This window comes from Streptomyces sp. NPDC059852, from assembly GCF_042731455.1.
GTDB lineage: Bacteria > Actinomycetota > Actinomycetes > Streptomycetales > Streptomycetaceae > Streptomyces.
The window spans coordinates 1-13,870 of sequence record NZ_JBHWJK010000008.1 but is presented as its reverse complement, the minus strand read 5'-3'; the positions used below and the strand labels follow the sequence as shown (position 1 = coordinate 13,870).

The window sequence follows — 13,870 nt, the reverse complement described above, 5'->3', positions numbered from 1 at the left end:
CCCCTGCACTCTGAGGTGTTGCTGGTTGCTTTGTGCCCGCGCTAGTGCCCCCCCCCACCCCCCCCCCCCAACTTTAAAACGGGGGGGTGGGGGGCCCCGGGCTTAAACCGGGCGGGGCGCCCACCTCTCTCCTCTGCGGCGCAAGGAAGAACGCGTGGGAAAATTCGAGGAACACGGAACCGGTTACCAGGCCGATATCGACATCCGGGTCGGTCCGGCGCATTCCGCTTGAAACTGCCGGGCGTTCGCAGCGACAATGCGCGCTGATGTGGAGCGCGTCCTGGGCATATCCTTCCCGGTGACCGCCGACGGACGGGATCCCACAGGGGGCTACCGCTTCTGGTTCGAGAACGACGACATGAGGGTGCGAGTGATCGTGGACGATCCCGAAGAGGGGCGGCCCCTGGACAAGGTCCCCGCGGCCGCCTTGCCGATCTCCCGGTCCGAGCAGGTGGCGACCTGGGAACTCGCCGAAAAGCTGTACGACGGACTGAACGCCCTGGACACGTACCTGCTGATCGCGTCGGATCAGTTCGGCACGCCCGTCGCCGCCAACTTCGACATCGGTGACGACTGGTGAGTCGCCTTGCGCGCGCAGCCGGATGGACGGCTGCCGTCGTCGGGCTGGTGCTTGTCGCCGGCTGCGGAGACGCCGTTGAACACCCCGCCCGATCCGCCGCCGTGGCCTCGACGCAGGCGTCCTTCAGGCAGGACATCGTACGTCAAGAGATGGACGCTGCCGTCGTGGCGGCCGGTCTCCCCGAGGGAGAGACCGAAGCGGGCTTCCCGAAGGCCCGCCACTCGGCCGGAGCGGCGGCCACGGAGAAGGAGCAGAAGGTGGCAGCCCTCGCGGCCCGGCTGTCACCCTGTGTGGTCACCTGGTCGTCCGACGACGCCACGGGCGCCTCCGAGGCAACCGCTGCCAAGGCCCGTCGACAGTTTGCCGCCATGCTGGCCAACCTGGGTGCCCACGGTTGGAAGGAGACGACGCCCACCGAGCACGTGCCGACGCAGAACGGCGGTGTCTACGTCATGGCCACGTACAGGAAGCGGGGCTGGACCCTGAACGCCCGGCACAGCAGCATGCACCGTTGGGTCGAATCCACCGCCATGGCGACGAAGGAGTCCTGTTTCGACAACCTCACCGACCAAAAGACGGGCATCCTGGAGGACGTGGACTGACATACATTGATGCACATGCCGTTCAAGGCCGCTGCCGCCGCCACCTCGCGGCAGAATCATCGGCACCTGGACGCGGTCCGCGCGCAACGACAGGCAGCCGAATCCACACAGGGGGACGCGGGGCCGACGACAAGCGGGCTGACTTCAGGCGGCGACGGTGCCAAGGGCCCGCGCGTCCATGACTGGCGGCAGTCCAGCTCCGGCGATCGGGAGCGGCCGGGCGCCGTGTAGCTGCACCAGCTGTCCAGGGACACCTTGTGGCGGGAGGGGCCGCACCCACAGATGAGGCGGCGCGCCTCGCCCGCGTCCGGCTGTGCCCAGACAGCGAGGTGAGGCCCCCGGGGCGCGGCCGGGATCAAGCACACGAAGTTGTGCGGGCCTCGTCCCTTTCGCGGCCCCGGTCTGTCCACGATGCGGCGGGTCCGCTCCGGTGCACCGCCGCCGCATCTGCGGGACAGCCCCGCTCGTGTCTTCTGCCTGCCTAACCGGCGGCCGCCGCACGGTACGGCTCATCGACACCACCGACAGCCTGGCCCCGTCCCAGGGGCAGGAGCTGAACCCATGGCAACACCAACCACCAGCACAGCGACGGCCGCGGACGCCGGCCTGATGAGCGCAAACGAGGCCCTGGGGCTCGTCGACCCCTTCACCCCCCTCCGGTTTCACCCCGAACCGATACGCGGAGATCTGCCTCTACCGCTGCCGGGACTGCCGCGCCCGGGGGCCGGTCGGCCGGGCTTTGCTCGGCGGGCAATTCAGCGACCTGCCCCGGCGGAATAGGCCGCACACACTTGGCCCATCGACCACTACGACGCTGCGGAGCACAAGTACTCCGGCCGCATCACGCTCTCCCGCGCCCTGGCCCGCACCACCACCATCCGCCACATCAGCACGACGCCCAAATTCGCAGCCCGCGCCTGACCTACAGCCCAGCCGGCGGCGATCCACCGTTCTCGTCCCGGCTGTGCCCCGCCCGCTCGAGGTGATGAGCTGTCCCGGCCCCGCACGCACCGCGCGTGCGGGGCCGACCGCGTCGCCGCGAGGCCGCCGCCGCGGGTGCTGCCGTCGCGCGCTCCGGCTGTTGCGGCGCTAAGGCGGCCTGCGGCCAACGTCCCGCCTCGGCACAGGGCGGCCAGCCCCGGCAACAGCGCCGGAGGGACAAGAACGATGACCGCCACTACGACCCAGCTCACCGCCTCCGGCCAGGACGACGAGCACGAACAGCGGGCCTACGGCCGACTGCTGACCGCGATCGGCGACTACCGGCGCCGCCACCACCGTGCCGGCCCCGACGTGCTCGGCCCGCGCCCGGCGGGCCTGGACGGCGAGGATGGGACCAATTCACCGACGCGATCGACCTGTACACCCACGCCCGCGTCCAACGCCGCCTGGAACAGATCCGGGCCCGCACCACAGCCGAACGCGCCGCTCTTCTCCCACCGACCTCGCCGCTGCATCCGCAACTCCCCAACGACACACCCAGACCCGGACCGGGCTCCCCAGGACGCTGAAAACGGGCAACCAAACGGGCCTGCGGACCCGCTGCAGGTCCCTGCGAACGACCATCTGTCAGTGCGTGAGCAGGCTGACCCGGTTCCCGTACTCTCGACGGGCCTTGCGCTGGGCGGGGACTGCGGGGAGGCCCTGGCTGGCGTCGAGCGCACACCCCGGTCGCCTGCCACGGTGGCGAAGAACACCCGGTTCCGCCTCACGAGGCAGGGGAGCCCCCATACAGTGGCGCCATGGACATGAGCTGGGTCAAAGACGGCGTGCGCTACACCCTGAAAGTGGTCGAGCACCCGGACTGGACAGCGCTGTCCGAATCGAGCACTCCCGGCGTGCTCCGGGCCCTGCTGCGCGGGACCGGCAACAAGATCGTCGGTCACGCGGGCCTGCGCTCCGCGACCGGTGTCGTCGCGGGCGTCGCCGCGGTGTCGGCGACGGTGGGCGGTGGACTGGTGTACGCGGGCATGAAGCTCAAGAGCCACCTGGACGACCGCAAGGCCCAACACGACGAGGCGCCCGCGGGCGCCGCTGAGCAGACGGCCGCGAGCGCCGATGTGGTCGAGGCCGAGCAGACGGCCGTAACCGAGACTCCGCGACTGCGCGCTGTGTGAGTATCAGGCGAAGCGCCGGCGCGGGCGCGGATCCGCATGACGCTCAGGGCGTCGCCCCCTCCGCGCGTACGCAGGACGCCACGGCGACTTGAGGAAGGCCAACCGCCGCGGGTGCCTCAGCCGGAGGAGGTGGGCTGGGGCTGCCATTCGATCAGCAAAATGGTGGCGTCGTCGGTCAGCTTGTCGTTGTGGTGGTCGAGGATGTCGTGGATGAGCAGTCGCAGGATTTCCGCGGGCCGCTGTCCGGCGGCGGCGGAACGGATGATGAAGTCGGCGAACCGGTCGAGGCCGAACTCGTAGCCGCCCTGGCGGGCCTCGATGACGCCGTCCGTGTAGAGCAGCACCCGGTCTCCGGGTTGCAGGGTCGTCTCGTGCACCGTGCGTGCGGCGGTGGACCCGAACAGGCCGTGCAGGCCCATGGGCGGTTGCGGCGGGCTTTCCAGTGCCTTGTCGAGCACCCGCTGGTCACGGATCAGCAGGGGAGCGGGGTGGCCGCAGTTGCTCCAGCGCAGCACCCCGGTGTCGGCGTCCAGCCGGCACACGACGCCGGTGCAGAACTGGTCGGGCAGCCACTGGGCGAGAGCCTGGTCGACGGATTCGATCGTCTCGGGAAGGTCGGCGCGGGAACGGCGCGCGTTGCGGCAGCAGGCCAGCGCCACCGCCGTGGTCAGGCCGGAGGCCAGGTTGTGGCCCATGGAGTCGAAGATGGCGGCGTGAAGGATGTTGCGGGTCAGCGAGTGGTCGAAGGCGTCCCCGCCCAGGTCGTAGGCCGGCTCCAGCACGCCGGTGGAGATGACCGATGTGGTGCCGATGCTGCGGGGCGGCAGGAAGGCGCGCAGCATCTCGGTGTGCGCGTGCATGGTGCGGGTGCGGGTGCGGGCCACGAACCAGTCGCTGTAGGTCCGTTTGGAGGTGACGACCATCGAGAGCGTGTGGGCCAGCAGATGGCAGCGGCGCAGCCGCACGGCGTCCATCGACGTCGACCGTACGCCCAGCACGCCGAGGCGTTCCGCACCGTCGACCAGGGGCACCCAGACGACCAAATCACCCTGGTCCTCCTCGATCCGCACCGAGACCGTGCGGTAGGTCCATCCGGCCTTGCTGCCGTCCACCGGCAGCGTGTCCTGCTCGTCGAGCGGGACCAGGATGCGCTGCTGCAGATCGACCAGGTAGACGGTCGCGCCGCTCAGTCCCATGGCCCGGGCACAACGGTCCACCAGACCGGGCAGCTGGTAGGGGATGATCGCGTGGACGTCGGCGAGCATCCTCTCCAGCAGCTGTTCGTCCAGTCCCAAAGCGGCCGTCTGTTCGGGTCCGTCCCTCACGACATCACCTCACTCCCTCGACCCCACTCTCACACCGTTCGGAGCCGCGGACCCACCGGCCTCGCAGCAGACGGAGCAATCATTTCCTGCCTTGGGATGGGTTGACGGGTGACCCGTTATGATCGCCGTACTGCACTCGCAGCCTCCACGCTCACAGGTACCACCGGCCACCGACACTCGGACGCCGGCGACACGGTCCGAGCTTCGCCACCTCGCCCGCACCCACGGAGCCGTCCGGGCGCCGTGGCCGGCCGTACCGGTTGACCAGGAGCACGAGGTCGCGACAGGGGTTGCGCCTATCTGTTGCGCTGAGGGTTGCGCCAGGTGTTGGGCGGCCCGCAGGACCGTCCCCGTGTCCACGCAGGTCTCACCACGCCCTTTTGCCGTGGTGACCGGATGACATCCCCGTTGCGGCTGCTCCGCCCATGTCCCTTGGCTGGGGTGAAGGAGGAAGGGACGGGCGGGATGGGCGGCGCGGCCGTGGCCGGGGGATCGGGGCGCGCTCAGACACCGACGCTCTCGGCGGGGTCGTCCGGGTGGTAGCAGACCTCGATCTCGCTCGCGGACGCCTCCCGGAAGTAGCTGCGGGTCGTGCCGCTGGGGTCCGTGTACTCGTAGGTCCCTCTCTTCCCGTACGAGGTGGTGCGCACGGCCATCACCGTGATGCCACGCATGGGGAGGAGGCACATCTTTGCGACCCGTTCCGTCGTGACAGCGCTCGTGATGTTGAGGAGCACGTTCACGAGGCCCATCGGGATCGAGAGCAGCAGAAAGCCCGGCTCCCCGTGCATGACGTACAGCACGCTCGCCCAGATGAGCGTCGCTACACCGCGCCCGACGGAGACCAAGAGCCAGCCCCCGGCCCGTGCCTTCGCGCCCGCGCACCGCCCCCGGTGCAGTAGCCGCCTGGAGCCGGTCCTGGGCGGCTCGCTGTTTCAGTTCTCGTCGGCGATGGCGGTGGCTCGTTCGCGTGTGAGCTGGTCGCGTTCGTCAACGGTGAGGCCGCCCCAGATGCCGTCTCGGGAGGCGTTGGCGATGGCGTAGTCGGTGCAGGCGTCACTGAGGGCGCAGCGGGTGCACAGGGCCTTGGCTGCGGTCGTCTTCTTCTTGAGCGGGGTGGTGCGGCTGGGCGTCGACGAGCACGTCTGGCTGTTCCCGGCAGGGGGTGTCCGGGTTGACCAATCCGACTCCTCTTGAGGTCCGGTCCCGAAAGGCGTGTGCCGGGAGCTGGTTCCCGCGCGGATGGGGGAACCCGCGCCGCTGCATCCTGGGGGTCGACGCCCCTTGGCCGGCTGTCCCCAACTCGGCTCGTCCTCCCCACCGGTGAAGTCGGTGATCTTGGGAACGAGGACATAACGATCTTCGTTCTCGGGAGGGGAAGACCGGCATGACCGTACCCGCACCACGCGACCGACGCCTGCACGGCGACCGGCGGTTCGACCTGCGTACCACCACGTTGTTCTTCGTCCTGCTGGCGCTCGTCCTGTGTCTCGTGGCATTGGTGGGCCGCGTTGCGATGGGCATGGTGGAACGCCGTCCGGAAGGGGCCGGACTGCTCGCCGTACTGATCGTCGCGTCCGTGCTCGCCTCCCGGTCCCGGTGGCGCAGGCTGTCCGCCGCGAGATGCGCGCGCCGCGCGGCCGAGGCGCTGGAGGCCGCGGCCGAGACCGCGTCCGACAACCTCCGCGACATGCGCCATACGACGGCGACGGAGGGCATGCGCGGCACGGCGGCGGCCGAAGGCGTCACGGGCGCGGCAGCGGCCGTGGCGCTACCGGCCGTCGATTGCCCGGCCGGCGCGGCGGAATCGGCCTTCGGGTACGGCGCCGACCCTCTGCGCCCGGAGGTGTCGCCGGCGCCCAGCCCGGCGGCGGCAGCGGGGGAGGAGGCCATCGCCGTTCTCGACCTGCCGGTGGACTGCTTCGAACTCGACCCCGACGCCTTCGAGCAAACCGTGGCCGACCTGTGCCTGCGTGATGGCTGCGGGGACGTCGAAGTGGTCGGAGGGGCCGGGGACTTGGGCGCCGACGTCACGGCCGTCACCCCGGACGGGCGGCGCCTGATCGTCCAGTGCAAGCGCTACTGCGAGACCAACAAGGTGGGCTCCCAGGATCTCCAGCGGTTCGGGGGCACCTGCTTCACCGTCCACGAGGCCGACATCGCCGTGGTCGTCACGACGAGCGACTTCACCGCCCCCGCCCTCGAATACGCCGAACAGTGCGGAATCCTGTGCGTGAACGGCGACGAACTAAGTGCCTGGCACGACGGTACCGGGCCCCGGCCGTGGGACTTCGAGGTCACGACCGCTCCCTGAGCGACCGGGCGAGATTGAGGGGGCCGCGGGCTTCGGTCTAGGCGTCGAGGGTGTCGAGGACGCGTGCCGGGTGTCGCCGCCGTGCAGGGGGAGTCGGCGCGCTTGTGCTGCCGGACGTACCTGCTCGTGGTGATCACGCGGGTGCGCTGCGCCTCGTAGGCGAGGACTGCCCTTTCGAGGTCGGCGCGCAGGGCCTCGGCGCGGTCCCAGCACGTGCCCCTGGCGGGCCCGGCGGGCCCTCGCCGGGTCCGGGGACGGTCTGCCGTTGGGGGTTCTGGCTGGTGTGCAGCTGTACTCGACGGATGCCGACGGGCGGTATGAGGGGCGCGCCTACACCCTGAGCACGTCCCCTACCCTCCCCGGCCCTACGATCCGGTTGATCATCGAACCGGGGAGGGGACATGGCCGAGGGCCGGGAAAGGCGTCTGATCGTCGGGGACCGCTCCACCTCCCGAAGCCGCCTACTGAGCCTGTGGGAGGGTGCGTTCACCTACGACGAGCCGGTCACCGGTGCCTGGCTGCGCTATTGCCGGGCAGGTGCCCGGTCCCGCACCGTCAGTGTCCATCTGGAACTGCCCTCCGGCATCGTCACGCTTCACTCCCCGGCCGGTGACGTCTTCCTCCCCCCCGGCGAGCAAGGCCCTGGGCGCCTGACGGCAGCGTCCCCTGTGGGCGTACGTGCTGACGGGTTCAGGCGCGTTCGGATGATCGTGCTTGGCAGGGACTGCGTGTCGCAGCGGGCGGCGGAAGGCCGGGATCGACCCTGGGCTGTGCGGTCGCGGGTTGGGCGACCGGTATCAGGAGGCTGAACCGCATGCTTGTTCTGGGCCGCTCACAGGTCGAGTCGCTGCTCGACATGGACGCGCTGATCGACGCCCTGGCCGCGGCGATGGCGGACCTCAGTGCGGGCCGCGCCTCGGTACCCGACCGTGTCGCCGCCCAGGTGCCGGCACACGACGGATTCCTGGCGGCCATGCCGGGCTTCCTGCCGTCGGCCGGAGTGCTCATGACCAAACTGGTGTCCCTCTTCCCGCACAACGACGGAGCACGACTGCCAACACATCAGGCGGTGATCGTGGCGTTCGATCCGGACACCGGCGAAGCCGTTGCTGTACTGGACGGTACGGCCATCACCGCGGCGCGGACCGGTGCCTGCGCCGCGCTCTCGGTGAGGCTGTTGGCCCGTGAGGACGCGACGGTGCTGGCGGTGCTGGGTACCGGCGTGCAGGCCCGTTCCCACGCCCGCGCGATCTGCCGGGTCCGGCCGATCCGGCAGATCCGCGTGGCCGGCCGGGACCCGGCGAAAGCCGCCGCCCTGGCCGAGGAACTCTCAGGGGTGCTGGAGGCCGAGGTCCAGGCCGTGTCCGGCTACGCCGAGGCGCTCGACGGCGCGGACATCGCCGCCGCCACGACGCACGCTGTCGAACCCGTGATCCGCCGCCCCTGGTTGACACCCGGGGTGCACATCACGTCCGTGGGCTACAACCCGGCCGGCCGCGAGGTCGACGACGCCACGGTCGTAGAGGCGCTGATGTGTGTCGAATCGCGCCGAGCCGCGCTCGCCCCGCTCCCCGCGGGTAGCAACGACCTGCTCGCCCCAATCCGTGACGGCCTCATCACGGCCGAGCACGTGCACGCCGAGCTGGGCGAACTCATCGTCGGCGACAAGCCGGGGCGCACCGCGCCGGACCAGATCACCCTCTACAAGTCGGTCGGCGTGGCCGTGCAGGACGCCGCGGCCACGGCCCTGGTCGTCGCGTCCGCCCGCGAGCGGTCGATCGGCGAGGAGATCACGCTGCGGTGACGCCGCCGACGGCGCGCGGCACACGGCCGGACGCGTTCGCCCGTACGCGGCTGAGCACGCAAGCGCATACGCCGGCATCCAGCCACCTGACCCCGCGGGACGGTGTCCAGCGCCGGTTACGCGCCAGGCACCCCCGGCATCCTGGGCGTTGAGGGCCTCGCTGGTGGCTTGCGGTGCCGATGGATGTACCGAGACCGGCGGCGATCTGCGCGAGCGTGCCATGCTGGCGAAGGTAGTCCAGGGCGACGAGGGCACGCTGGTGAGGCGGGTTTGCAGCGGCGGTCACCCTCACAGGTGACGATGAGCATGGTTACCCACTCGACCAGGGCATGTGGGAGGTCGAGTGCGGCAGGATAGGAAACCAACGAGACTCCTGCGCTGATGAGTTGAGACGTTGGAACACCTGTCTCAACGGCACAGGAGTGCGGGAGGGCACCCTGGCTTTGTTCACGAGAAGCGACAGCAGATATTCGCCATTGCCGGAGGCGGTCACGAGGGCTGCAGCGTTCGAATTCTTCACGAGCTGCGTACCGCCATTGCCGATCCTCAGTGGCGGTACGCGGCTGTCGCGATCTTGATGAATGATCGGGTCAACGGGTTGGTGTCTCCTTCGTTACACACCGCCACCACTCGGCTCGGCGCCATGTCGATCAGCGGCACCACGGTGAACTCCGCGGGCAGGTCGTGTCCGAGCGGGGCCAGGCCGACCGTGCCGTTCCACAGCACAGCCTGCAGGCATTCCTGGACGGCGCGCACCACTGGTCCCTCCCGCGGCCTGCCACCGTTCCAGTACGACTGCCAGATGGGGTCTGTGCCCTGCGGGAACTGGAACCACCGGCGGTCGCGCAGCTCGGCCAGCCGCAGCTCATCGCGGCGGGCCAGCGGATCGTCGGCGCGCAGGACCACGCCGACCGGATCGGTCCGCAGCGCACGCACCGTCAGGGCGGTCTCGTCGAACGGTGCCCGGGTGAGGGCGACGTCGACCAGTCCAGCGCGCAGTCCGCATGTCGGGTCGGTCAGATCGGTGTCGCGGATGCGGATGTCGACTCCGGGGTGGTTTCGGCGGTAGGCCGCGGCCAGCCTGGCCAGTCCCGGGTCGGTGCCGTCGCCCAAGATGCCGACGGTGATGGTCGCGACGTCGGCTGCTGCGCTCACACGTACCCGGACGCGGTCGGCGTGGTCGAGCAGGGCTCGCGCCTCGTCGAGCAGCACCGCGCCCACGGGAGTGAGCGTGACACCGGTGCTTGAGCGGGCGAAGAGCAGGGCCCCGACCTCGGCCTCCAACTGCTTCATCGCCCGGCTCAGCGGCGGCTGACTCATATGTAGGCGGGTAGCGGCCCGGCCGAAGTGGAGTTCCTCGGCGACCGCCACGAAATAGCGCAAGGCACGTAGCTCCACGCTGCGACGATACCCATGAGGTATCGGCTCTGCCGAATGGGTCTTGGACACCGGCGAGGTCCCGGCGGTGCACTCGTGACCATGACCGAAAAAGCGAAGACCAGCGAGCCGCAGGCCGACCCAGCCGTATCGGTGGTGGGTCCCCACGACGGCGAGACGATCGTTCTGGGCGCCACGCGCATGCGCGTTCTGGAGGACGGCACCCACACCGGGCACCGCCTCGCGATCGCCGAGTCCGTCCTCGCCCCGCACACGCAGGGCCCGCCGCAGCACCGCCATGGCCAACACGACGAGGGTTTCTATGTCCTCTCCGGGACCCTGCGGTTCACCGTGGGGGACGAGGACTACGACGCTGCCGCAGGGACGCTCGTCATGGTTCCGTCCGGCACCGCGCACACCTTCGCCAACCTGACCGACCAACCCGCCGTCATGCTCAGCACATTCACCCCCGACCTGTATGTGCAGTACTTCCGAGACCTTCACGAAGTGCTCGCGTCCGGACAGCCGCTGACGCCACAGACCAACATCGACACAATGAGCCGCTACGCGACACAGCCCGCGACCGACCTCGCCTGAAGCCGGCGGGACGGAACGGCCCGGCCGCCCTCCTACCGGCCTCTGGGGCCGTGGCGCTCCCCCCTTTCGCGTCCGAACCCCTCGGACGACCGACCGGCCGTCTCCAGGGGCTTCCCCGGCACTCGACGCAATCGACAGGACCCCGCGAACCGGGGCCCCCGTGAACGGAAACCATGAACATCGCCTACTGGATCGTCGCGGGACTGCTCGCGCTCTTCTACCTCTACGCAGGCACGCTGAAGGTGATCCGCAGCCGCGATCAACTCCGACCGATGATGGCTTGGGTCGACCGTATTCCCCTGCCCGCCCTCAGGGCGCTGGGGGCGGTCGAAATACTCGGCGCGGCCGGTCTGGTCCTGCCACCGCTGACCGGTACCGCTCCTTGGCTGGCGTCGGCCGCAGCCGTCGGCTTCGTACTTCTGCAGACCGGTGCGATCGCCATTCACCTGACCGGAGAAGACCGCCGGATCACACTCAATGTCGCACTCATCGCCACCGCGGCCGTGACCGGCTGGTTGGCCACCAGGCCGTGACCGTGGCTCAACCCTCGACCGGCGGAGGCGACTGCTCGGCCAGCCGCCTCACGGCCGCTGTCACTTCTCACGAACATCGAACACGCCGCCGTCCACGCGCTGCGCGGTGAGACGTACATCTGCTGTCGAAACACGTGAACAAAGCCAACCACCCCGTCACCCGACCGGTGGCCACTCTGAAAACGCTCACTGTCCTCTATCGGCACCAACCACCTGGAGCGCTTCGCCCTCACCTGGCTGCTCCTCAAGCGCCTGCTCGTCGTACCCGGCTCCCGGATCGTGACGGTCCGCAGATTGGGACATCGTCGAGGCGGCCCCATGGACCTGACCGATGCCAACTGGGAAGGGCGCGCCGATGACTCCACCGCGGCCCACGCTCACTCCAAGCGGGCGAACCTGATGTTCACCTACGCACTGCAGTGGCGCCTTGGGTCCGGCGCCCACATCATCGTGGTGGCCTCCCACCCCGGTGGCGCCGACACCAGCGGCTCCCGGCGCAGCACCGCCGAACGCGGCATCGTCACCAGGGTGCTGTTCGTCGGCGTCGTACGTCCGCTGCTCATTCAGAGCGCCGGCGGTGGGCATGGCAGATCCTGCGGGCAGCCACCGACGCGTCAGTGGCCGGCGGGAGGTACTACGGCCCCAGCGGCTTCCTGGAGAGCAAGGGTCACCCGGCCACAGTGCGCTCAATCGCTGAGACCCACGACGAGGCCGCACAACGCCAACTGTGCGACCTGTCGCAGGAACTGACCGGGCTCCGGTACCCGGTCTAGTACTGCGGCCGGTCGGACACACACGATCCAGTCCGTCGGGGTGGTGACGGTCGTGCCGCTGCCGGCCGGGGCTGCTTGGCCTGTCGCGGTTGCTTCCGGTCGGAGCATGGGGCTGCGGCGGGTTCGGGTGTCAGGTTTGGGTGGTGGGTCGGATGATGATTTCGTTGACGTCGATGGTGGGGGGGGCTGGTTGAGGGCGTAGCCGATTGCTTCGGCGATGGTGGTTGCGGGGATGGCGTGTTGTTGTGCGGCGTTGCGTGCCGCGGATGTCGCGGTTCTCCTGGCGCAGTCCTTCGGAGAGGGCCCGTACGGCGTATTTGGTGGCGCAGTACACCGCTGCGGTGGGGTCGACGCGGTGGCCTGCCACGGAGGCGATGTTGATGATGTGCCCGCTGCCCTGTTGGCGCATCGTCGGCAGTACGGCGGCGATGCCGTGGAGGGTGCCGCGTAGGTTGACGTCGATCATCTGGTCCCATTCGTCGATGCGGAGGTCGGCCATCGGCGCCAGTGGCATCACGCCGGCGTTGTTGATCAGTACGTCGATCCGGCCGTACCGGTGGAGTGCCGCCTCGACGAACGACTGGACGCTGTCGCGCCGTGTGACGTCGAGCGCGCGGTGGTCCAGGGCGCCGCCGGCCGCGCGTACGTCGTCGGCCAGTGCCGTCAGCCGGTCGGTGCGGCGTGCTCCGGCCATGATCTGGTGGCCCGCGGCGGCCAGGTGGCGGGCCGTGGCCTCGCCGATGCCGCTGCTGGCTCCGGTGATCAGGACGACCTTCTTCTGCGAGGGGGCGGACGCAAGCATGGGGGTGATCTCCTTCGTATGCACGAGGCTGCCCGCGGTGACGGCCACCGGATCAGTCCACCCGCCGGGCCCGTGCTCAGGAAGGCCGCGCCAGCCTGGGTGCGCGGCACCCAGGCCCGCGCGGGCGGCGCGCAGTACGGTCGGCTTCATGCACCGTGCGTCCGTCCAGTCACTGGGAGAGTTCCTGCGCGCGAGCCGTGCCCGCCTGGAGCCGTCCGATGTCGGGCTGCCCGCCGGCACCGGCACGCGCAGGGTCAGGGGTCTGCGCAGGGAGGAGGTCGCCGTACTGGCGGGGGTGAGCGCCGATTACTACGTGCGGCTGGAACAGGGCCGGGAGAGGCATCCCTCGCCGCAGGTCGTCGGCGCGCTGGGCAGGGCGCTGCGGCTGGACGCCGACGCGCGTGTCCACCTGTACCGGCTCGCGGGGCTGAGCCCTGTGGCCGAGGCGGGCGGGCTGCGCGATCAGGTGCACCCCGACCTGCTGCGTCTGCTCGATGCCTTCCCTGACGCCGCGGCCTATGTCCTGGGACCTGCGTTCGACGTCCTGGCGGCCAACGTGATCGCCGGCGCGCTCCTGGAGCCCTTCGGCGGGCAGACGAGCATGCCGCGGGTCCTGTTCACCCATCCGCGGGCCCGTGAGGTCTTCCCGGATTGGCGGCTGGTGGCCGGCGCGACCGTGTACGCGCTGCGCCTGAACGCGGCGCGCTTCAGCGACGTCCCGGAGATCGGCGAGTTGGTCCGCGAACTGCTGGAGGTGTCGGCGGAGTTCCGTGTCCTATGGGAGGACCAGAAGGCCGGTGCTCTGGCCCGGGCGTTCAAGGTGTTCGTGCATCCCGGGGCCGGACGCATCGAGCTGACCTATGAGAGTTTCGACGTGCGGGCCGCGCCCGGCCAGGAATTGCTGGTGGGGTCGGCGCAGCCGGGCAGCCGCAGCGCGCAGGCCCTCAGCTATCTCGCGTCCATGGCCGCACCCCGCCGCTGACACGGCCCGGCCCGGTGCGCGAGCTGGTAGGCGAGCAGGGCGGACTGGTCTGTTTTGTATGGTG

Annotated in this window: 13 protein-coding genes and 1 pseudogene; 8 read left to right on the top strand and 6 right to left on the bottom strand. The window is 70.0% G+C overall.

Translation table 11 applies throughout. From position 1 onward, the window contains the following. The first annotated feature begins 256 nt into the window (after positions 1-256). The 3 genes from ACFV46_RS12625 to ACFV46_RS12615 all read left to right on the top strand — a co-directional run bounded on the left by ACFV46_RS12625 (position 257) and on the right by ACFV46_RS12615 (position 3,299). Entirely contained in the window at positions 257-580 is a 324-nt protein-coding gene (locus ACFV46_RS12625) for a hypothetical protein (protein ID WP_385498058.1), read from the top strand. 149 nt (positions 581-729) lie between these two features. Then, entirely contained in the window at positions 730-1,182 is a 453-nt protein-coding gene (locus ACFV46_RS12620) for a hypothetical protein (RefSeq protein WP_385498057.1), read from the top strand. Positions 1,183-2,924: 1,742 nt separating this feature from the next. Continuing rightward, entirely contained in the window at positions 2,925-3,299 is a 375-nt protein-coding gene (locus ACFV46_RS12615; RefSeq protein WP_385498055.1) for a hypothetical protein, read from the top strand. Positions 3,300-3,415: 116 nt separating this feature from the next. Here ACFV46_RS12615 and ACFV46_RS12610 read toward each other — a convergent pair whose 3' ends face one another. The 3 genes from ACFV46_RS12610 to ACFV46_RS12600 form a co-directional block, all read right to left on the bottom strand. After that, on the bottom strand, positions 3,416-4,564 hold the full coding sequence (locus ACFV46_RS12610) for a PP2C family protein-serine/threonine phosphatase (RefSeq protein ID WP_385498287.1): 1,149 nt from the start codon (positions 4,562-4,564) through the stop codon (positions 3,416-3,418). 563 nt (positions 4,565-5,127) lie between these two features. Continuing rightward, on the bottom strand, positions 5,128-5,415 hold the full coding sequence (locus ACFV46_RS12605; RefSeq protein ID WP_385498054.1) for a hypothetical protein: 288 nt from the start codon (positions 5,413-5,415) through the stop codon (positions 5,128-5,130). A gap of 144 nt (positions 5,416-5,559) precedes the next feature. After that, complete coding sequence (locus ACFV46_RS12600) at positions 5,560-6,123, bottom strand: WhiB family transcriptional regulator (RefSeq protein WP_385498053.1); 564 nt, start codon at positions 6,121-6,123, stop codon at positions 5,560-5,562. On the opposite strand from ACFV46_RS12600, the gene ACFV46_RS12595 reads away from it, so the two are divergent. Next, positions 6,012-6,938, top strand: a complete 927-nt coding sequence (locus ACFV46_RS12595) for a restriction endonuclease (protein WP_385498052.1) — start codon at positions 6,012-6,014, stop codon at positions 6,936-6,938. The two genes, ACFV46_RS12600 and ACFV46_RS12595, sit on opposite strands and share 112 nt — an antisense overlap. An 814-nt stretch (positions 6,939-7,752) precedes the next feature. After that, the gene (locus tag ACFV46_RS12590) at positions 7,753-8,742 is read left to right on the top strand and encodes an ornithine cyclodeaminase family protein (RefSeq protein ID WP_385498050.1); all 990 of its coding nucleotides are present in this window, start codon (positions 7,753-7,755) and stop codon (positions 8,740-8,742) included. Between the two features lie 169 nt (positions 8,743-8,911). Here ACFV46_RS12590 and ACFV46_RS12585 read toward each other — a convergent pair. Continuing rightward, positions 8,912-9,107: pseudogene (locus ACFV46_RS12585) on the bottom strand (IS5/IS1182 family transposase); the annotation flags it as partial. 181 nt (positions 9,108-9,288) lie between these two features. Further along, positions 9,289-10,140: a LysR substrate-binding domain-containing protein gene (locus tag ACFV46_RS12580; RefSeq protein ID WP_385498049.1), complete on the bottom strand. Its 852-nt coding sequence runs from the start codon at positions 10,138-10,140 to the stop codon at positions 9,289-9,291. An 81-nt stretch (positions 10,141-10,221) separates the two neighbouring features. On the opposite strand from ACFV46_RS12580, the gene ACFV46_RS12575 reads away from it, so the two are divergent. Together ACFV46_RS12575 and ACFV46_RS12570 are read left to right on the top strand one after the other, a co-directional pair. Then, on the top strand, positions 10,222-10,716 hold the full coding sequence (locus ACFV46_RS12575) for a cupin domain-containing protein (RefSeq protein ID WP_385498286.1): 495 nt from the start codon (positions 10,222-10,224) through the stop codon (positions 10,714-10,716). Between the two features lie 173 nt (positions 10,717-10,889). Continuing rightward, positions 10,890-11,249: a DoxX family protein gene (locus tag ACFV46_RS12570; RefSeq protein WP_385498048.1), complete on the top strand. Its 360-nt coding sequence runs from the start codon at positions 10,890-10,892 to the stop codon at positions 11,247-11,249. A 903-nt stretch (positions 11,250-12,152) separates the two neighbouring features. Here ACFV46_RS12570 and ACFV46_RS12565 read toward each other — a convergent pair. Then, positions 12,153-12,974: an SDR family oxidoreductase gene (locus tag ACFV46_RS12565; RefSeq protein WP_385498047.1), complete on the bottom strand. Its 822-nt coding sequence runs from the start codon at positions 12,972-12,974 to the stop codon at positions 12,153-12,155. Here ACFV46_RS12565 and ACFV46_RS12560 point away from each other — a divergent pair. Then, positions 12,973-13,806, top strand: a complete 834-nt coding sequence (locus ACFV46_RS12560; protein WP_385498046.1) for a helix-turn-helix transcriptional regulator — start codon at positions 12,973-12,975, stop codon at positions 13,804-13,806. The two genes, ACFV46_RS12565 and ACFV46_RS12560, sit on opposite strands and share 2 nt — an antisense overlap. Positions 13,807-13,870 lie beyond the last annotated feature (64 nt).